A 19,008-nucleotide genomic window follows, 5' to 3' on the forward strand; every position below is an offset into this window, starting at 1 on the left:
TGGCACCGTTGCAACTTCCTGAGAAGCCATCACGCCTCCAGCGGTTCGGCCTTGGAGAAGTCACGGCCGTAGGCGGCCCCGGCTTCATCCGAGAGGCGCCTGGCCTCTTCGATCTTGCGCATCCGGGTCCCGCCGGGCCGGATGCCTTCCTTGCGCGCCTTGCGGTACGCCTCCAGCTCGCCGTCCCACTTCTTCTGGGCGGTGGCGTCGCCGCCACCGATGCCGCAGTAGGCGACGCGCAGGTGCGCGGCGCGGGCGCATTCGCCCCAGGTCCGGTGACTACCGGGTGCGGGGCAGCCAGTTCGGCACACGGTGGAACTCCTGCTCCTGCTTGCCCTCGGCGCGCGAGGGCAGGACGGCGGAGCGCTTGAGGATCTCCGCCTCGTCCTGGTTGGTCAGCTGCTTGTTGCCGGCGCCGCCGGTCGGCTCGGGGTTCTTCATCGGTAGCCACCGCCCTTGGGCTTGGCGGGCTTCTTCTTGGCCATGGCCTTCTCCTCGGCCTTGCTGTAGGGCTTGCCAGGCATCAGGTGATCTCCTCGAAGTTGGCTTCGGTGACGCCGATGTCCGCCTCAACCAGCGCGTCCTTGGTGGCCTGAGAGACCACGTACTCATGGCCGCCCATGTAGACGACGTCTGCCGTGTCGATCTCGCCGCCGACGCCCTGAGTGGGGAAACGGACGGCGGTGTAGACGCCGCCGTTGTTCAGGATCGTGATCCCCCGATCCAGGGTGACTCGGACGAACAGGGGGTCCCCCCACGACGCCGGACCTTCGGCGACGGCCGGCGTCGTGAAGAGGAAGTCAGCCACGATCAGGCGCTGTCGATCGTGCTGGTGGTCTCGACGCGGATCAGCGCTTCCTCGCGGTAGCGCTTCCAACCGGCCACGCCATACCAGCCCAGTGGCCGGAACCGAGCCAGCTTGTCGACCACGGGACCGGCCACGACGTGGAACTCCTCGCCGACGGCCTCAGCCAACGCCTGCTGGCCGCAGAAGTAGCTGCGGAAGCGCCGCACGGTGTTGTCGCCGGTGCCAGCATCGACGGCGTTGAAGCAACGCGGGGACTCGATGTAGAACGCGCCCTCGTAGACGCCGAGCTCACCGGCCCAGATGTTCCCGACTGCCGAGTAGTTGTGCGGCTCACGCCACCCCGCAGCGCCAGTCTCCGCACGAAGGTCGTGCGAGACCTCCGGGTGAATGGCACAGCCGTACAGATAGTCACGCTTGGGCACCGCCAGCTGCGTCCGCAGCTTCGCCACGGCCAGGCGAGCGATGGACGAGTCGAAGTCGTCGGTGGCCGTCATCGAGGTGGCCAGCGTGGCGCCGTCGGAGTTGGTGATGTAACTGACCGTGCCGCCGAGCTTTTGGATCAGGTTCGACCCGCCGCGGATCTCGGTCTGCACCACTGTGTCGATGGAGGTCGCCGCGTTGTAGGCGATCATGTTCGCAATCGCCGGGTCGACGTCGGTCAGGGAGAACAGCTGGAGCTTCCGGGTGCGGAGCACCGGGTTGCCGTACTCGTTCAGCACGATGCTGACCGTGGTCGGGTTGCCGATGGCGACCGCGTCCGGGTCGACGGTCTCGGTGAGCGTCGCGGTCTGCTCGTCGAGATCGACGAAGATCTCCAGCGTGACCGTGGAGCCGGGCGACGTCATGTCGACCGGTCGCTTGTCCGCGAAGGCGCGGAACAGGGGCTGGGAGCGAAGCTCGAACTCGAAGCGCTTGTCGTATGCCGTCTGGACGGCATTGGACATCGCTGCAATGTCGGTAAAGCTATTAACCATGGCCTCTCACCCCCCTATGCGGGGATGCCGAAGGGATCGGGGGAGAGGGTGAGGACTCAGCGGTTCCAGTCGTACCGGTTTCCGTTGGCCGCCATGATCTTGGCGAACTCGTCAGGACCCGCCTGCTTCAGGCGGTTCACCAGCTCGACTTCGGTCCCCTGCGGAGCCGCGGCACCCGAGGTACCGGCTTCCTGCATGAGCCGCATCTGTTCCTGACCCTCAGCCGGAACGGTTGAGGCCGGAGGACCCTGCGGAGGCTGCTCCTCGCCATTGCCTGCGCCACCCTCGCTGGGGGCGGACGGCAGCTTGGCCAGCGCATCGCCGTGGACCTTCAGCCAGTCGTCCAGCTGCTCGGGCTCGCCCTGGTACAGCGTCGCTGCGCCGGGGGCGTAACCCTTGGCCTTGAACTGTTCGACCAGCGCGTTCTGGCGATCCTTGGACCGGAGGGCTTTCAGCTCCTCCTCCATGGACTTCATCTGCTTGGAGGCGTTGGCCATGTAGTCGCGGAACCACTTGGGTCCCTGCTGCTGGGCCTGCTGCTCCTCAGACGCCGAGCTATCGCCCGGGTCGCCGTAATAGCCGAGGTCGTACTCGCTCACTGCCACTCCCGTATCTCTTCGCGGCCAGCTCACCCGCCGGGGACTCGGGTTCGCGCTCCACTGCCGGACTTCGCCTGAGATGGGGCCGGTCGGTCCATCTGGAGCGGAATGTACTTCCACTTGTCCAAAATGGCGAATTTATCAGGTCTGCCTGTACGGCTGGGACAAGCCGCCCGCAGAGGCGCCCTGACGGCCGCGGAACAGGGCCCGCTCCTGCGAGGCGAGGCGCTTGCGCTTCTCGGTTACCGATTCCGCGGTGAACGGCGTACCGCCGGGCGCCAGGCCCGGCTCGAATACATCCCGCTCAGCCTCTTCCTGAGTCCAGGTCAGTCCGAAACGGCGGGCGATGGCCTGCATCGGCTGGAAGGTCTCGGCCAACTGCGCGTAGCCGGCCTGCGCCTGCTCGCGCGTGACGCCCTCGGTCGCGAACGCCTCGGCGTAAATCGAGGGGCGGAAGCCGCGCTGAATGGCCGCGGCACCGATCTCGGCGGCGGTGGCCTGCTTCTGAAGGATCGGCAGGGCTCTGTTGCGGTCCAGGAAGTAGGCCACGAGGTGGCTCTGGTCCACCCCGTACATCCGGCGAAGCGCGTCCTTGAAGGCCGGGTTGGCCTGGGTGGTGGCCGCCACGGCCAGGTCCACCCGGCCCTTGATCTCTGTCGGCGAGACGTCGCCGGCAATCCAGTTCGTGAAGTCGGCTGGGTTGTCGTAGAAGCCCTTGGGCAGCCCAGCGTTGCTCAGGATCTGCCGGTAAGCGGACTCCGTCGCCAGGTACTCCGCCGGGCTCAGGACGGCGACCCCCGCCTTACGGCGGGCCTCGTTGCCTGCGAAACGCTGCTTGTACTCCGGGGTGTCCTGAAGCAGCAGGGCGATCGTGTCGGCCCCGTACCCCTCCTCGATGTACTGGAAGATCTTGCCGGACAGGCTGCCCAGGCCCATCTGGGTGAACATGGCGTTCAGCGCGTGATAGGCGTTGCGGTGCTCGCCTTTGAGGAGCTTGTCCCACTGACCGGCGGTCTCGTACACCCGCCTCTGGGCGAATGCCTGCCCCTCCTCTGCGGCATCCAGTGCCCTCCGGATGGCGCTGACCCGCCGGGCGTAGTAAGTCCTGGTCGACGCCTTGAGGCCCCTCTTCCTGAGGGCCTTCTGGTAGTCCGCGAGTGTCGCCTCGTACCTGTCGCTCAGCATCTTCCGTTTGGCCAGTTCGGCCCTGGACCTGGCGATGTCCTGGGAGCGGTCCGGCGGGTCCGGAGTGATGTCCTCCTGGAACTCCGGCGGGATGTACGGCGTTGTCATCGGACCCTCCTAGTACGCCATTCCGAAATCACGCAGCACCTGATGGGCTACGCCGAAGGCCGCCTCGCGGGCATTGTTGGTCTTCTTCCAGAGCGGGTCCTTGCGGACAATCCGCTCGAACTCCCACAAAGGGAAGTTGGCCCCGGCATGCCCGCCCGCCATGGCGTTGTAGACGAAGTTGTTGGACAGGTCGATGTCGGTCTCGGGGATCTCCAGGATCTCCGAGACGCTCTTGATGTACGGCGCGGCCAGGTCCAGCGCGTTCATGCCTGCCTTGATCTGCGCGGCGTACGCCTTGTAGGTGGCGGCGGCCTGCCGCCGGATCTTGTTCTCCTGGTTCTGGAGCGTGGAAGTGCCCTTCGCGATCTTCCGAGCCTGTGTCGCGTACCAGCTCGTGCTGTACTTCACGCCGTTGAGGTAGGCCAGTTCGTGCAGCGCGTCGAACGCCTCGCCGGCCTCGCCGAGCATCTTGCCGCCGTGGACCTTGACCTTCGAGCCCAGCCAGTCCTTGAGCCGGGCGTCGTTCCAGCCCAGCGCCAGGTCGTAGTAGACCGCATCCCGGTACAGCCAGCCCGGCATCTTGCCCACGTCGACGCCGACCTGGGCGGCCAGACGCCGGATCTTGGCGCGGGAGTTGGAGCGGTTCTGCTTCCAGGTGGCCGGGTCGGTCTGCTTGAGCGTGACGTACTTGCGCAGGGTGGAGGACTGCCGCCTCCACCACCTGGTGGTCTTCAGCGCGGCCGTGAAGCGGTTCGCGCTCCAGCTGCCCGCCACGGCCTTGCCGAACAGGCGCCGCAGCTCCTTGCTGGAGTTGATCAGTCGCATGGACAGGCCGTACTGCTCTGCTCGCTCGCTCTTGGTCAATTTCGGCCTCGCTGCTGCTACCTGGTAGGTCGATCCGCGCCCGCTGTATGGAGTGGTGCTGCCCCCGGGGTAGCGGGAGGCGCGGTTGATCACCGAGTTGACGTACTGGTAGACGGGCGGATGGCCGTAGGTCTTGCGCCAGTTCGGCTGACCCGAGTACCACATGGACGCCGCCCCGCGGGCGCCGTACCGGTCGTAGTAACCGCCCAGCACGCCCCGTACGACCGCGTCCTGGGCGGCTCGGTTGTTGAGGAACTGCTGCGGGGTGAGGCGTCGGCCGTAGTGCTTTACCGTCCACGGGCCCACGTTGGGCGCCAGCACCTGGTAGCGGCCGTAGGCGCGTCCGTAGGGTGTGGGCGGACCGACAGCCCGGTAGTTGCCGCCCGACTCCTGCTGCGTGAGGCTCCACAGGAACGCCTCGAAGGCCGGCCCACTAGCCACGACTCACCTCCGGGGCGAGCCCCATGTCCGCGAGCACTTGACGGCCGACCTGCATGGCCTGGTTGATGGCCGTCGGAGCCTGCTTCCAGCGGGGGTCCTTACGGACCAGGACCCGGAAGTCGGTGAGGTTCATCGGCGACGGATTGCCCTTGTCGTCCCGCCGACCCATCGCGTCCTTCACCTGCGGGGTGAACAGGTCGATGTCGGTATCCGGGATGCCCAGCTCCTCGGACATCATCTGGATGTAGGGCTGCGCGATGTCGCGCACCGAGGCACCGGCCTCGATCTGCTCCACGAAGGCCGGGTAGGCCCCAGCCGCCTGCTGGCGGATCTCGGTCTGCACGTCCTCCATCGAGCTGACGCCCTTGACGACGTACTGGGCATAGTTCTTGACCGCCTGCTCCGAGACACGCACGCCCGCGTCGTAGGCCATCCCGGCGATCTGCTTGGCCGCGGTGCCCGCCATGCCCAGCAGCGAATGATTTTCGGTGAATTTGATGTATCCACCAAGGAAGCTCTGGAGCTTCTCCTCGTTCCAGGCGTAGGCCAGGCTGTCGCGAGCGGCCTTGTCCAGCTGCCTGTTCGTCAGGATCGCGCCCAGCTTGACCGCAGCCTGCTGGATCATCACCCGCTGAGCCGAGAGCTGCGCCTTGAAGGTAGCCGGGTCAGTCTTGGCCAGAACCTGCGCCTCACGGGCGCTCTTACTGCTCTCGCGCCACCACTTCGTGCTCTTCAGGGACCCAGTGAACCGGTCGGCGGTCCACTGCTCCCTGGTCGCCTCCTTGAGCAGCTTCATCAACTCCGGCTCGCTCTTGAAGAAGGCGTAGCTCATGCCGTAGCGCTCGGCCAGCTCAGTGGACTCCAACTTGGGCTGGGCAACATCCAGGCCGTCCATGGAGACGGCGCCACCGCCGGTAACGCCCTGGACGCGCCGCCCGCCCATCCAGCGGTCCTGGTAGTAGGAGTCGGCCAGCGAGGAGATCTTGACCGACTGGCCCGGCCGTGGGGCGTGGATGAACTTCCCGCTCCCCAGGTAGATGCCGACGTGATCGGGGCCCTGGCGCTTGCGGTCGGTGTCGAAGAAGACCAGGTCACCGGCGTACAGCTTGTCTATGGGCACGCTGTGTCCCGTGTTGATCTGGTCGTACGTCACGCGTGGCAGCGCGATGCCGTGCTGGAGGAAGACCTGTTGCACCAGGCCGGAGCAGTCCACGCCCCTGGTCAGGCTATTTCCGCCCCAGACGTACTTTGTGCCCAGCGCCTGGCGGGCGCTGTTGACAATCTCGGCTGCCGTGGGCATGGCCTACTCCCCCAGCTCCGGAGCGCCCCAGATCGCGTTCTCCAGGGCGTTCTGGTAGGTCGTCGCGGCCTGCACCACGCCGTACTCCTCAGTGCCCTTCACGCGCTGCTCAGCCAGGAAACCCTTGGCCGCAGCGTCGAAGCCGCCCTCGCTCGTGGAGGTCTGCCCGAGCGCCTCACCGGTGGTCGGGTCGTATTCGGTCGTCGTGGTGGTCATGATCGGCGACTTCGCCTCGGCGGCATGCAGGGCGTCGGCGAAGCGCGCCAGCTCGCCCTTGCCGGGGTCCCGGCCCATCAAGTCCTGAAAGGCGCGCGTAGCGACGGCTGCGGCCGTGGCCGGGTCGGAGAAGTCGACGGTCTTCTGGGTCGTGGTCTTAAACCGTGGACCGATATAGCGGCGCTCGCCGGTCAGGGCGTTGACTTCGAAGTCCGGGTTGGACGGGTCGGGCTGCCAGGCAGCCCCTGGCCCGCCCTTGGACTTCACGTAGCCGGAGAGGATGTCCCAGGGCGAGACCTTGTTCTTCTTGTTCTTGCCGAAGTAGCTGGCTTCTTTCACCAGCTCGCGCCAGATCCGGCCGCCCTCCACCTCCCCGCCGTCAGCGGGGATCAGTCCGGCGATCTTGGCCTGCGCGATGAAGTCCTTGCGCTTCTTCTCGTTCCAGTTGTTGTACTCGACCTCGGCGTCCTCGCCGTCGACCCACCGGTTTCCCGAGCGCAGGGGCGCCACCTGACCAGAGCCAAGGTGGGGGGCGCTGGGCTGCTTGATCCGGCCCATGTAGACCGGGCCGGCGTAACGGGACCTCGCCCCGCCACCGCCACCACCCTCGCCCTGAATGGCCTCGATGTAGGGCTTGAGCCAGTCCGGGGGCTCCTCGCTCTTCTTTGCCAGCGCCATCAGACCGCAGCCTCCTCTTCCTCTGCCAGCGTCATCAGCTCGACCTCTTCGTCTATATCGACCCCGAGGTCCCGCGAGAGATAGCGGCTGTGCAGGTCCCCGAAGTCAGTGTTCTTCTCCGTGAGGCTGCCGACAAAGCCGGTCCATGCCCGGCGCAGGTCGGTGTTCGCCCTGGCTCCGAGCGTCTTGAAGGGGCGCTGCTTCAGCGTCTCGACGAAGTACTTCCGACCCTCCAGGTACATGAGGAGGTGGCGCATGTCGCCGCGCTCGGGATCCTTCTTCAAGACGCCCGCCGCGACCTTCCCTAGCCTGGGGATCATGCGGTCGTACTTCTTCGCATCGAGGCTGTAGTAGTCCTCGCTCCACTGCTCGTTGTAGTTCGGGTTCTCCTCGCCCTTCGGCATGGTGGGGTCGCCTAGCGCCATGACGAGCGCCTTCTTCACTAGCGCCAGCCTCTCGGCCCCCTCAGCCTCCAAGCTGGGCAGGTTTTGCTTCACCAGCTCGTGATTGATCCAGTTCATCACCTGGCTGAACTTCGCCCAGCCCTTACGTCGCTCGTTCTCCTCGATCGCCTCCTCCGCCGACAAGCGTCGCCGCTGGCTCTCGGCGTCGCCCGGCACGAGCGGAGTGTTGAGCTGGTAGGCGTACGCCTCCGGCGAGAACGGCCCGTTGCCCTCGGGGCCGATGATGAGCGGCCCCAGCTCTGGGAACTCCGCCAGGACGTCGGCGTACTCCTTGGACAGCTCCACGGCCTTCCTGGTGGCCTGGATGCCTGCCACGTTCTTGGACATGGACTGGGCGAAGAGGAAGTACTCCTCGCCGAACCGGTTCAAGAACTCCTGGTCGGCGGTCTTGGGGTTCGCCCGCTGAAGGTTCCGATACTGGTCCCGCCAGAACTGATAGGCGTCCCGTTTCTTGGTCGCCATCGGCTGAAGGAAGGCTGAGCCGGCCGAGAAGAACCAGTAGTTCCGAGTCCGATCGGCGATCTCCTGCGGGGTGAGCATCGGCTTGCCATGCTCTTCGTGCTCGAAGATGGCTCGTTGCAGGATCTGCATCTTGACCTGCTGGTACCGGTGATCCGAGGTGTCGAAGGCCGTCAGGAAGTTCCGCACCGTCGCCGGTGCCACAGCGCGCAGCGCCCGGCCCGGCAGAGTCCCGTCGGTGGCCGGACCGAACGGCAGGACGCCCAGATGCCTCGCCACCTCGGCCTGCTCGGGCATGTCCTTCACGAACTCGTTGACCGGGATCTGCACGATCGGGCCGAAGCCGGGCGAGTACCACGGGTCTCCCTGCGTGACGACGTTCATCGAGTTCTGCGAGAGTGTGAAGTTGCCGCTGGAGCGCTCCACGCCGAACATGACGCCGATCGGCGAGTCGATCAGCCAGTCCGGCATGCGGCCGACGATCCAGCGGTCCGCCTTCGGTGCGAGCTTCTTCACCGCCTTGCCGGTCTTGGGATCGATCGTGACGACCGTCCCGTCCGGGAAGATCCGGTTGCCCTCCTGATCCTGAAGGTGTCCCATGTAAGCAGGGGCGTTGTAGAAGTTGGCCGCGTAACCGACGGTCTCCGGCTTGTCCGCAATCACCCGACCCCAACGCTGGAAAGACTCGGCAGTCGCAGAGAAGAACGGCATGGCGAACCGCAGGGCGGCAGCCGCATCGCTGCGGTGCGCGATGTCGAAGACCAGGCGCTTCATGTCACGCTCGGCCAGCCGACGGGACGCCTCGGTGATCTGGTCGACGTCTTTAACCGTGACCTTCGCGCCCTGAAGCTCGCGCTGAGCCGTGATCGTCTTCAGGTGGCCCTCGTAGAGCTGATTGAACAGCGGGTGCCGGGAGAAGGTTTTCGAGGGCTGCGTGACGAACCACTTGTACCAAAACTGCATGATCCGGTCCACGGTTTGCAGCTGCACCAGCGGCACATTGCCCACATTGGCCATGTGGACCACCGGGCGGTGCGTGACCTTCGGGATCGCCTTCGTCAGGGACTCCGGGGATACCCCCTCAGGAGTGAGCGCCTGGGCGCGGATCTCCGGCAGCGGCAGGTACTCGTCCACCTCGAAGCGCCCCTTGGCCACAACCTCCTCAGGGGTGCTGCTGTTCTCCCGACCGAGCCGCTTCCAGTACGCCTTGCCCTCAGGGGTGGCCTTCAGCCACTGCACGACCTCCTCCTCAGGGCGGCCAGCCACGAGCATGCGCTGCATCTTGTCCTGGGCGATCTGCGCGTTGATCGCGTGCGTCCACGCATCCGCATGCTTGACCGGATCATCGACCGCCGAGATCGGACGGGCGCCGTGGTCGAAGCTGCGCATCAAGTTGGCATGCATCAGGTCCTTCGGCGTACGGAAGAGCTGGTCGTACGCCGTGTCCGGGCTGATGCGCTTCATGAAGTAGTCACCGCGCTGACCGCCGAAGGCGGCCGGGAAGACCACATCCCCGACCTTGACGGCATTGGCGCCCTGAAAGACTTTCTGCTGCTTCTGGAGTGCCTCGTCCGCAGCCCTGGCCGAGAGGTTATGGAAGTGCTCCAGCGTGGCGGCCCTCAGTTCCAGATCGCGCAAGCGGATGTTCTTGTCCGGCCAGACCGTCTTCTCCGCGCGAGCGCGGGCGCGGGCCAGCTCGTTCCGCTTGGACTGTACGAACCGCTCCACCGCCCGCCGCTGAGCGGGCGTGGCGTCGGCCGGGAGGTTCTCCAGCCGCACCTCCGCCTTACCCAGGCGGTTCTCCGCCTGAAGAAGGTCACGCCGCCGCATGGCCCTCTCGGCCGCCATCCGGCCGCCGAGCTTGCGCATCTCTGGCTCAATCAGTTTCAACTCGCCCTTGGCGTACTCCATCTCCTGGACATGCATCTTCTCCTTCAGCTGGTTGAAGGTGCGCTGCTCGCGGTGCGCGAGATTGGTCACCGCGTTCTTTACGCCATACCCAGCGCGCAGCGCCATGGCGGCCGTGCCCAGACGCGCCCACTGGCTCGCGAGATCGTCGCCGACGGTCCGCGGGATGTAGCCCACCCGGAAGAGAGTGGCCCACTTCCACAGGTGATTCAGGTAGTCGCCGGCCGAGAGGATCCAGTCCGGGTTGCCGGCGTGGGACGCCCGGATGGCCTTCAGTGCGCTGGCATGCCGCGACAGGACCCGGTTGAACTGCTCCAGGTCCGGCAGGACATGACTCTGCATGATCCGGGTGACCGTGTGCGGGGCGACCTTGACACCGCCCTCCGCATCGAAGACGTCCACCCGTAGTGGCGGAGCGCCTTCACGCGGCATCGCCGCAGCGCTGAACTGCTGCATGCGGTCGACCTCGCCGAGGAGCTTCTGCCGCTGCGCCTCGTAAATCTCCAGCCCGATCTTGGCTGTGAGCCCATGCTTGGCCGCGATGGCGCCGGTCGCCATGCGGTTCATGTGCTCCAGGAAGTCCTTGCGCTCGGCTTCGGAGGTCGTCTTCAGGTACTGGTTGAGCATGTCGCCGCGCTGCTTGGCCTTCAGGCCGGGGATGCGGGCCAGCTGCGCGCGCAGCTCCGTGATATTCGCGGCGTCGGCGAATGCGCCCTGATCCAGGGCCATGTAGCCGCTGGGGTGGGCGTTCTTCATCATCCGCACCACCGTCACGGGCGTGCTGAAGAAGTCGCTCACGCCCCACAGGCGTGTCTTGACGAAGCCCGACTCGACTTCGCGTGTCGCCGGTCGACCCGTTGCCGGGTCTATCCGGCCGATCATCGGTGTGGTGGTGGCCTTGAACTGCCGACGCACCTTGCCGCCGCGGGCAGGTCGGGCCAGGTACTGGAGTTGTGCCTCGGTGCGCTGCTCCGCGCGCGCGAAAGACCAGCGCGAGAGGCGGATCTCGTCGATCTCGTCCGCGTGCTGAAGGATCTGCTCGTAGCGTTGCACCATCGCCGTGTCCGCGGCGATGGCCTCGTTCAGCCGATCGATCTCTTTCTCTGCCAGCGCTGCCATGCGCGGATCGCGAGCGCCCGCATAGCGGGCGTGCATGACGTCGATGGCCGCCAGACGCGAGGTATCGGACTCCATGCGGGCACGCGCGAGAGCATTGGAGTTCTTCAGCTGCCGCATGGCGCGCACGTCGCCCATGCCGGTCCGGGCGAAGAGGAACCGCTCCTCCCGACCCCTGAGGACGGAGTTGATCGCCCCCATGCGCGGGCCAATCGTCTTCATCGCGAAGTCCGTGTTGTTGACCAACGTCCCGTTGTCGGCGTTCTTCTGAAGGAAGTCGATCAGCTGCCCGAAGCGCGAGCTGTTGACGATCTTGTCGATCTCCTCCGGCGACCAGCCGCCCGCAGGGCGGCGCTTGACCGTTTTGGCCGCACGTACGCCACCAGCGACCTTGCCGCCGACGATCAGCGGGTCGGCGAACCATGCCAGCGCGAAGTCGCCGACACCCGTGCCGTACTTGTAGAGCCACGAGTCTTCGCGCATCTGCTCCACGAACTCGCTGCCTATTGCGGGCATGCCCGCTTCCTTGAGGAACCGCTGCTGCTCGTCTTCGGGCAGGTCCTCGAAGCCGGCCGGTAGTTGCCCGGCCGGGGGCTTGTAGTAGACCGGCGGCGACTCGATCGCCTTGATGCGTTCCTCGTCGCTGAGGCCGAACGCCTGGGTCGGCGAAATGTGCTCAGCTGCGCGCCAGGCTCGGGACCACTGTGCGGCCGAGAGAGGATTCCACTCTTCCTCGCGCATAATCGCGCCATGCAGGATCGTCGTGGACAGCGGCTGGCTGATGTAGTTGTCCCGGACGTACTTCCACCCCTGGAAGAACGACTCCATGGAGTGGGTGAGAGCCAGACCCCCGGGGGTACTCTCCTCTTCCTGAAGGACCGCTTGGCTGTCCTTCCACTCCACCTCGGTGTGGAGAGGGTTGAGCCCTCCAAGCCGGTCGAGGTCGTTGAAGAAGTTGGAGACGTCGTCCAGGAGGCCGGTGAACCAGTTACCCATGGCTCACCCCAGTCCTTCGAAGGAAGGCTCCTCCGGCGGGTACAGCTCGATCTCGGCCTCAGTACCGATCATGGAGGCCGCCAGGCCATACCCGGCGTACCCGGCCTGGGTGGGCAGCCCGTTCAGGGCCATATCGACCGCGAGGGCCGGGGCGCCGGGGAAGGCCATGTAGTAATTGCCCATGGCCTCGAACCACTCCTCCATCAGCGCACCCCCGACCGCTTCAACAGGTAGAAGACCGCGGGGATAGTGACGTCGAACTCCTCGGCGATGGCCTTCAGCGTCATACCGTGTTTGCGCATGACGCGGATCTTCGTCAGGTCAGTTGGAGTCAACTTCTTTGCCGGCACCGCTATCCCGCCTGACTCTTGATGAACCGAACAAGATTACGGGTCGCCTTCGACGCCCCCGGCACATTGGCCATCCGCTCCAGCGCGGGCAGGTAGGTGATCAGCGTCTCCATATCCGCGTCCTGCTGCGGGGTCAGCCCCAGCGCCTCCAGGCCGGGGCCGGCGCCCAGCTCCGCGCCGGCAGTCACCGGCGTGCCCGGCTCGCCCGACGGCTCGCCGAAACCGGTCAGGCCCTCCAGGTCGACCCCGGGGGCCATCTCTTCGCCGCCCGGCGACTCGGCGAGTGGAGCAGCTTGCTGGAGCCGTTCCAGCTCCACGCCCTCGCCGTACGCCCCGCCGGTGGGTGTACGGACAGGCTGACCGGGGCCGCCGTCCGTGCGGCGGGCAAGGGGGCCTGGGCCGCTGACCGGCGCCGGGTTAGCCGGACGCCGGTAGCCGCCCCGTCCTTCCGTTGGCGTGGTCATCGGCCGTCAGCCCCTCAATGCACCGGGTTCTTGTTCGCCGGGTTCAGCGTGGTGTGGCCCGGCTTGAGCGAGGTCGACTCCCAGGACTGCCCGATGTTGTCGGCGGCAGCGGAGCGCGGGTTGGTCTTGGATTCCGACGTCATGGGCTGCTGGGTGTGTGGCATCTCCATGCCGCCCTGGAGGTGCTGCTGCGGCTTCTCGCCGCTGTGGAAGTCGTTGTCGTGCATGACTTACTTCTCCTTCCGGCTCTTGGCCGTGCGGTGGTCGTCGCAGTACTTGGGCTTGGGGCCCTTGCCCTGCGGACGCTTGGGGTTGGCGCACTCGCCGAACGTGCAGCGGTCGACGGGAACGGGCAGGTCGGCCAGATTGTCGGCTTCGGCAACCTCGGGCACCTCCGCCGCGCGAGGCGGGGGCTCCGGCGCACGTTCGGCCTTCTTCGCCTTACAGCCGAGCCAATGGGTCGGCGTGCCGTCGGCCTGCGGCTCCCGACCGCAGTGCTTGCAACTCATGCGGGTACCGATCGCTTGACGGAGGCGGACAGGTTCGGCCGGCCGGAGCTGGTGAGTCCGGCCAAGAGCGTCTGAAGGTCAGGTCGGCCGCCCGGGCCGAGCTGGGCCTGGCCGGGCGCAATACCGCCCGGCAGGCCGGTCGACGGGTTGATTCCGAAGGGCACCCCGGGTTCACCACCCTCGCCAGCGCCCGGGGTGCCCGGGGGAGCGGCGGCCGAGGCGGGCTCAGGCTGCGGCTCCGGCTGGAAGGCTTTCAGGATCGCCTCGTGCATCGGCATCTTCTCGCGCAGCTCGATGATCGAGGCGGCCTTGGTGAGGATCATCGTCGGATCCATGCCCTGCTGCGCCATGATTCCGGCCGAGCTGAGCAAGGCGAAGATGCCCTGCTTGAGCGCGTCGGTGGTCTGCTCCTTGTCCACCTCGGCCTGGAGCTGAGCAACATCCACATCCATCGGGAGCTGACGCTGGACGAAGTCGCGCGGCACCAGCTGGTCGCCGCGGAGCTGAAGCAGGAAGACCAGCGCCTGATTAGGGTTCATCCCCGAGGCGAAGCCGTAGCTCACGCTGACGCGATAGTTGCCCTTGATGTCCTTGGCGGGGGTGTAGCTCTCCTTGAATGGCGTCCCGTTGATGACGCCGGTGATCTCCTTGAAGGCATCCGGCCAGAACTTCTCGTCCATCTCGAAGGCCAGCTCAAGCGCCTGCTCCAGAGCGTGGCCGATCATGAGCTGACCGGTGGCGATCTGCACGTCGTAGCCGCCGTTGAGGGCGTCCACGCCCTTGCCGGTGATGATCGAGGCGTCCACATCGCCGGTGGCGCTAGCCGGCGTGCGTGTGCCACGCATGACCTCCTGGGAGAGGATCGCATCCTGCTGCCAGGCCGCCTGCGGCAGGTCGGTGCCGACCCTGCGGATCTTCTCCGGGCTGTTGGTCCGGATGACCTGGTCGTCGCCGAAGCCGATCTTCTGGACGTCGGTCGGCACGGCCAACGGGGCCCTGACCGTCTGCTGCGTGGCCTGAAGGGCCAGCATGGCCATGCGGTTGTGCGCGAGCATCGGCCAGACCACGTCGTCGTACTGGCCGCGGTCCTGGTCGTCGTAGGACGGCTTGAGCGCGATGGCCACCGGGACCTTGCCGAAGCGGTTCGGCATGTCCATCAGGACAAGGTTCTTGCGCTCCGGCATGTAGAGGACGTAGGAGTCCTTGTCGCAGTACTTGATGACCTCAAGCTCAGCGTCCGGCGAGGTCTGCTTGTCCCACGGGGACTCCGGCCGGCCCATGATGGCGGCGGCGTGCTCGGGGAACTTGTCCGCGAGCTTCCAGGCCGCCTCACGCCAGACCTTGGTGTAGCTGACGACTCGACCCGCCAGGTCGAACTGCGGGTAGGTCTTCATCGGGTTGTCGAAGCGCAGCCTCGGCGCGCCGGCCTCGAAGTCCGGCTCCACGACGATCGGCATCGAGCCGTACGTCAGGTACCAGTCGCAGCCCTGCGGCATCCGCGCCTTGAGCGCGGAGTTGATGATGTAGCTGTAGGCGATCTTCGTCCGGCGGGCGATGCGCTTCTTGGCCCGCTCGGAAGACTCCCGGCCTTCACCCGAGGCGCAGTTGATGCTCGGCAGCGGCGCCAGGTTCTCCGCCAGCTGCCGCGCGCTCGCGTCGATGAGGTTGGCGACGATCGGGCGCGGCCACGCGTCCGGCATCGTGCCGGGGGCGATCTGGTCGATCTTCTGCGCGCGAGCGTCGTAGATCGTCTGGTGTCGCTGATCCCGGTCGACGGCATCACGGCGCAGCGCTTCGACTCGCCGAGAGACCTTCGATATATCTGCCATGACACCTCCTCACCTAAGAATGTAAGGCAAACTCTACGATTCCATCCTCGCGGCGAGAACATCTGCCACCTTCTCCGCGACTGCCTGCATCTGCGTGTCGGTCAGGCCGGTCGTCTCCAGCGCGTCGACCTTTGCGGTGAGCGCATCGACCCGCTTGAGGATCTCGGTGAAGGCGTACTTGGTGGTGTAGGTCGGGTTGTCCGCCGGGGCTCCGGGGATCACGATCAGGCCGTCTCTGTTCAGGACCGCCGTGGCGATCTTGTCTGCGTCGGCGTTGGTGATGGCCATACTGTCCTCCTGTTCAGGCCCCCAGCTGCCCGCGGGCAGCGCCAGGCACGCCGCGACATCGCGGCGGAAGGTCTTCATGTCGATGCCGCGGGGATCGACCTTGCCGGGCTGCCATTCCTTGTGCGCGATGACCGACTTGGCGGTCCAGCCGTACTCACGCAGCACGGCCGCGGCAGCCTTGACCATGGCGACGTACTGCACGCGCGGCCACGGGTCCTCGCCATCGCCGAGGTTCTCGCACTCGAACCCGTAGAACCTCGCGTTCCCGTCGGTGTTGGCCTGGTTGTCCGGCGGCGGGTAGTCGCCGTAGCTCTCGTTGATGACGGCTCGCAGCACATCGCTGTCGCCGAGCCCGGCATGGTTCGAGCGGCCGGCCGAGGTGAGCCACACCGTGCCGGACTTGGTGATGCAGCCCTGGGAGAGCGGCCCCGGCAGCGAGGAGTGGCCGTTGTAGATCAGGGCCACGACGTCCGTCCCCGGACCGGTCACGGTGTGATGCATCATCACGCCGTTGATGGGGCCGAAGGCCCCCGTCGATGGCGGTCGGCGATGGGTCTCCCAGTCCCGATACTCACGGACCGAACAGCCCTCGCGGACCAGGGTCGCCTTGAGGCGGCTCGCACTCAGTGGGTCAGCCATTACCAGCGCAACCTCCCGTCCCAACCGGACACCGCGCCCTGCTGGAGCGCGAAGTCGATGTCCACGACCATCTGGTGGGACCGATCGACCTCGGAGGTGAACTCCGAGGCGTCCAGGTGGAAACCCGAGAAGTCGCTCATCACCAGCTCGCGGCAGCGGATCTCGGCGAACCACAGGGCCATCACCGTGTCGGTCAGGCCCTTGCTCTCGGGGAACCAGCTGCACAGCTGCTCGACCAAAGCCCGCACGGACTCGGACTGGGTCTGCGAGGGCAGCCGGATCAAGTTCCGCCCGTCCTTCCAGCCCTCGAAGAGCGTGGCCATGGAGGCCACGCCGAAATCGGAGTCCCACTTCTTCTGGTCTGTGTGGTGCGCGGTCATCAGGCAGCCGCGCATGTTCAGGTACGAGCGGATGTCCGCGTCCTGGACGATCGAGCCCTGGTAGGCGTTCTTCTCCACGCGCCACTCGGAGATGCCGTAGCGCTCGGTCAAGCGCTTGATCTCGGCACGCATCTCATGCGGCGGCATGGCGCGCTTGTTGATCACGTCCAGCAGCCAGCGCACGCCGGTCTGACGGTCCAGACCGATGACGACCATGGCGGTGTAGCCGGCCGCGGCAGGGTCAAGGCCAGCGACGACCAGCAGGCCGTCCATGCCGTAGGTCCGATGGTCGCTCTGCCCGGCGAACATCCTCCCCGGATACCTCGCCCGGTCCACGCACCCCTGGACGTCCTCCATCGCGAAGATCGCGTCGTCGGCCACCTGGTCCTGCATGTAGACGAGCGACCAGTTCCTGGGACTCATTTTCCGGCGCTTCTTCGCCAGGGCCGGCCCGTCCCACATCGGCCACAGACCCTCCTCGTCCTGACTGACGAGCTTGCGAGCCCTCACCGTCACCGGAGGCCGGTTGGTCCTCGGCCACAGGGTTACCCAGTCCTTCGGGTCGTCCGCGTACTCCAGGACGGCCGGCTGCGTCAGGTACGTCCACGGGCTCTCGCCCTCCGCGTAGTACTGCGGTTTCAAGATCTCGCTGTAGAGATCCACGGTCTCCATGCGCGTGCCGATCAGCAGCATGCGCCCGCCGGCGTCCGCGACGCGGGAGCCCACCTGGTTCTGAATCCAGGTGATCTGCGACTCGAACTGCTGGTGGTTGGTGTGGTCTACGCAGTCGTCCATGATCGCCAGATCACAGCGCGAGCCGTAGATGTGACCGCCGATACCCACGGCCTGAACCGTGGGGTCCTTCTCGCCCGAGTCCCGGCCGGCCACGTAGATCTTGTCGGCAGTCCAGGCCGCCGATCCCTCGGCGAAGCCTCCGGGCGGCGCGAACGCCTGCTGGAGGTCGGTGTAGGCGTCCGAGGCCGCCAAGCGCTCCTTGATGCTCAGCAAGAACTTCTTCGCCATGTCCTGCGTCTTGCTGATCAGCAAGACGCGGACGTTGGGGTCCTGCACGATGCGCCAGACCACGTAGTTGACCGTGAGCGCGGTCGATTTCGCGTGCTCGGGCGGAGTGTTGACCAGGATCTGGTCCTCATCCCCGCGCACGAAGCGCTGACGGGGATGCAGGTCCCGGGGCTCACAGCCCTCCAGCAGGTCGTACCACTGCAAGTGATGCCAGAACAGCCGGGTGTTCAGGTACTTCTGACAGAACTCCGGAAAGTCCGGCACGACCTCGCGGTTGCCCGCGACCCGCTCCAGCTTGGCCTGGAGAGCCTTGTCGATCAGAGACCGGAAGTCGACATCCGTCTTGCGGTAATAGTCGTACGCCTTGCGCGAGCGGTTCGCCCGCCGGCACCCCTCCTCGATCGTCCCGCCCATGCGGACGGTCGCGAGGATGATCTGCTTGCACTCCTTCGAGGAGCGCTCGTCGCTGCGCCGGTCCCGGGTCTTCAGGGGCGGCAAGTCGCCCTGGATTAGCTTGACCACCGCCACCTCCCGCCGGCGGGCCCCCAGGGGGCCGTTCAGCGGGGCAAGGTACGTGCGCCAGCGCATTTTCACTAATCCTGCTAGCAGTCCAGGATGCGCGAACCTCAACCATGCTTGAGTTTTGTTTTTTGCAGAACCATCAGGTCTTCTATGCATGCCGAGTTGAGCACGCTCCTCGGTCACCGAATCTGAAATTCGATGCAGGCCGTCAGAGGGCGCCGCATAAGCGCGCCCGGATTCGGCCGGGCGCAACCACGAGTAGAGGGACGTCCGGAGGCCGGAGCGCCGTGGCGGACCAACGAAGACGACTGAGGCACATGTCGTGATCCCCTACACAAGCCGCGCTGGCCAGGAGTAACGCCCTGAGCCCTTCCCTGTCAGGGGCTCCCCTGCCCACGCGCCGCCAGCGCGTGGGACCGGCCGCGGCCGGCAGCCGCGGAACCAGACCGGCGCCTCGCCGGCGGCACCAAGCCGCTATCGGCGAGAATGGCGCCGGAAAGGGCCCGGAGGGCCCAGAGGGCGGCCGACACAAGCCGCCCCAGTACCAGGGGGTTTGCCAGAGATGGATGGTCGGAGACCATCCCATCCCATCGGCCCCAGGTTTAAAAACCTGGAGTCAGACCTGCTCATGACCATGGAATCGCAGGCCAAACAGGGGTTACAGCCCCTGTTTGAGCCGATGGGATGGTGTCGAGTCGACACCCTCACCTGCATCGATGTGCAGGTTCTGGTGTCGCCGACATGGTGTGACCTAGCGGGTCACACCTAGTACATGGTCAGCCGAGCCTTACAGGCTCACGGGCTGACCCATGGTCCGGCCGCAACAGGTCAGGCGGCCGGACCTAGTAGGGGGCGCAGCTCTTCGAGCTGCTGCCCTGCTGGCTCGTG

17 protein-coding genes are annotated in these 19,008 nt (G+C 66.3%); all 17 read right to left on the bottom strand.

Annotated features, from left to right (window positions below):
* Nucleotides 1–29: 29 nt before the first annotated feature.
* Nucleotides 30–311 carry a hypothetical protein gene (locus K9S39_RS06900; protein WP_248862438.1) on the bottom strand — a complete coding sequence of 94 codons (282 nt, stop codon included), beginning with the start codon at nucleotides 309–311 and terminating at the stop codon, nucleotides 30–32.
* Complete coding sequence (locus K9S39_RS06905) at nucleotides 280–441, bottom strand: hypothetical protein (RefSeq protein ID WP_248862439.1); 162 nt, start codon at nucleotides 439–441, stop codon at nucleotides 280–282. Before K9S39_RS06905 ends, K9S39_RS06900 begins: the two co-directional genes overlap by 32 nt.
* A gap of 82 nt (nucleotides 442–523) precedes the next feature.
* Nucleotides 524–808 carry a hypothetical protein gene (locus tag K9S39_RS06910; RefSeq protein ID WP_248862440.1) on the bottom strand — a complete coding sequence of 95 codons (285 nt, stop codon included), beginning with the start codon at nucleotides 806–808 and terminating at the stop codon, nucleotides 524–526.
* A 2-nt stretch (nucleotides 809–810) separates the two neighbouring features.
* The gene (locus K9S39_RS06915) at nucleotides 811–1,752 is read right to left on the bottom strand and encodes a N4-gp56 family major capsid protein (protein WP_248862441.1); all 942 of its coding nucleotides are present in this window, start codon (nucleotides 1,750–1,752) and stop codon (nucleotides 811–813) included.
* Nucleotides 1,753–1,838: 86 nt separating this feature from the next.
* Nucleotides 1,839–2,381, bottom strand: a complete 543-nt coding sequence (locus K9S39_RS06920; RefSeq protein WP_248862442.1) for a hypothetical protein — start codon at nucleotides 2,379–2,381, stop codon at nucleotides 1,839–1,841.
* Between the two features lie 141 nt (nucleotides 2,382–2,522).
* Nucleotides 2,523–3,674 (bottom strand): hypothetical protein, encoded by a 1,152-nt coding sequence (locus tag K9S39_RS06925; RefSeq protein WP_248862443.1) that lies wholly within the window; start codon nucleotides 3,672–3,674, stop codon nucleotides 2,523–2,525.
* Nucleotides 3,675–3,683: 9 nt separating this feature from the next.
* Nucleotides 3,684–4,979 carry a hypothetical protein gene (locus K9S39_RS06930; protein ID WP_248862444.1) on the bottom strand — a complete coding sequence of 432 codons (1,296 nt, stop codon included), beginning with the start codon at nucleotides 4,977–4,979 and terminating at the stop codon, nucleotides 3,684–3,686.
* On the bottom strand, nucleotides 4,972–6,279 hold the full coding sequence (locus tag K9S39_RS06935) for a C40 family peptidase (protein ID WP_248862445.1): 1,308 nt from the start codon (nucleotides 6,277–6,279) through the stop codon (nucleotides 4,972–4,974). Before K9S39_RS06935 ends, K9S39_RS06930 begins: the two co-directional genes overlap by 8 nt.
* Nucleotides 6,280–6,282: 3 nt before the next feature.
* Complete coding sequence (locus K9S39_RS06940) at nucleotides 6,283–7,173, bottom strand: hypothetical protein (protein ID WP_248862446.1); 891 nt, start codon at nucleotides 7,171–7,173, stop codon at nucleotides 6,283–6,285.
* On the bottom strand, nucleotides 7,173–12,116 hold the full coding sequence (locus tag K9S39_RS06945) for an AAA family ATPase (protein WP_248862447.1): 4,944 nt from the start codon (nucleotides 12,114–12,116) through the stop codon (nucleotides 7,173–7,175). Before K9S39_RS06945 ends, K9S39_RS06940 begins: the two co-directional genes overlap by 1 nt.
* A 3-nt stretch (nucleotides 12,117–12,119) precedes the next feature.
* A complete protein-coding gene (locus tag K9S39_RS06950; protein WP_248862448.1) occupies nucleotides 12,120–12,320 on the bottom strand; it encodes a hypothetical protein in 201 nt (66 codons plus the stop codon).
* Nucleotides 12,321–12,468: 148 nt separating this feature from the next.
* A complete protein-coding gene (locus K9S39_RS06955) occupies nucleotides 12,469–12,930 on the bottom strand; it encodes a hypothetical protein (RefSeq protein ID WP_248862449.1) in 462 nt (153 codons plus the stop codon).
* A 14-nt stretch (nucleotides 12,931–12,944) separates the two neighbouring features.
* Nucleotides 12,945–13,157 (bottom strand): hypothetical protein, encoded by a 213-nt coding sequence (locus K9S39_RS06960; RefSeq protein WP_248862450.1) that lies wholly within the window; start codon nucleotides 13,155–13,157, stop codon nucleotides 12,945–12,947.
* Nucleotides 13,158–13,160: 3 nt separating this feature from the next.
* Nucleotides 13,161–13,439 (bottom strand): hypothetical protein, encoded by a 279-nt coding sequence (locus K9S39_RS06965; RefSeq protein WP_248862451.1) that lies wholly within the window; start codon nucleotides 13,437–13,439, stop codon nucleotides 13,161–13,163.
* On the bottom strand, nucleotides 13,436–15,268 hold the full coding sequence (locus K9S39_RS06970) for a hypothetical protein (protein ID WP_248862452.1): 1,833 nt from the start codon (nucleotides 15,266–15,268) through the stop codon (nucleotides 13,436–13,438). The genes K9S39_RS06965 and K9S39_RS06970 overlap by 4 nt, the downstream gene beginning before the upstream one ends.
* Nucleotides 15,269–15,301: 33 nt before the next feature.
* A complete protein-coding gene (locus tag K9S39_RS06975; RefSeq protein ID WP_248862453.1) occupies nucleotides 15,302–16,195 on the bottom strand; it encodes a peptidoglycan recognition protein family protein in 894 nt (297 codons plus the stop codon).
* Complete coding sequence (locus tag K9S39_RS06980; protein ID WP_248862454.1) at nucleotides 16,195–18,186, bottom strand: hypothetical protein; 1,992 nt, start codon at nucleotides 18,184–18,186, stop codon at nucleotides 16,195–16,197. The genes K9S39_RS06975 and K9S39_RS06980 overlap by 1 nt, the downstream gene beginning before the upstream one ends.
* Nucleotides 18,187–19,008: the final 822 nt, after the last annotated feature.

The sequence above is a fragment of the Streptomyces halobius genome, assembly GCF_023277745.1.
Taxonomy (GTDB): Bacteria; Actinomycetota; Actinomycetes; order Streptomycetales; family Streptomycetaceae; genus Streptomyces; species Streptomyces halobius.

Coding starts and splice junctions, on each gene's coding strand:
- K9S39_RS06970 (WP_248862452.1), bottom strand. CDS start 15,268: ATGGCAGATATATCGAAGGTCTCTCGGCGAGTCGAAGCGCTGCGCCGT.
- K9S39_RS06975 (WP_248862453.1), bottom strand. CDS start 16,195: ATGGCTGACCCACTGAGTGCGAGCCGCCTCAAGGCGACCCTGGTCCGC.
- K9S39_RS06955 (WP_248862449.1), bottom strand. CDS start 12,930: ATGACCACGCCAACGGAAGGACGGGGCGGCTACCGGCGTCCGGCTAAC.
- K9S39_RS06915 (WP_248862441.1), bottom strand. CDS start 1,752: ATGTCCAATGCCGTCCAGACGGCATACGACAAGCGCTTCGAGTTCGAG.
- K9S39_RS06935 (WP_248862445.1), bottom strand. CDS start 6,279: ATGCCCACGGCAGCCGAGATTGTCAACAGCGCCCGCCAGGCGCTGGGC.
- K9S39_RS06960 (WP_248862450.1), bottom strand. CDS start 13,157: ATGCACGACAACGACTTCCACAGCGGCGAGAAGCCGCAGCAGCACCTC.
- K9S39_RS06965 (WP_248862451.1), bottom strand. CDS start 13,439: ATGAGTTGCAAGCACTGCGGTCGGGAGCCGCAGGCCGACGGCACGCCG.
- K9S39_RS06950 (WP_248862448.1), bottom strand. CDS start 12,320: ATGGAGGAGTGGTTCGAGGCCATGGGCAATTACTACATGGCCTTCCCC.
- K9S39_RS06925 (WP_248862443.1), bottom strand. CDS start 3,674: ATGACAACGCCGTACATCCCGCCGGAGTTCCAGGAGGACATCACTCCG.
- K9S39_RS06905 (WP_248862439.1), bottom strand. CDS start 441: ATGAAGAACCCCGAGCCGACCGGCGGCGCCGGCAACAAGCAGCTGACC.
- K9S39_RS06945 (WP_248862447.1), bottom strand. CDS start 12,116: ATGGGTAACTGGTTCACCGGCCTCCTGGACGACGTCTCCAACTTCTTC.
- K9S39_RS06980 (WP_248862454.1), bottom strand. CDS start 18,186: ATGCGCTGGCGCACGTACCTTGCCCCGCTGAACGGCCCCCTGGGGGCC.
- K9S39_RS06940 (WP_248862446.1), bottom strand. CDS start 7,173: ATGGCGCTGGCAAAGAAGAGCGAGGAGCCCCCGGACTGGCTCAAGCCC.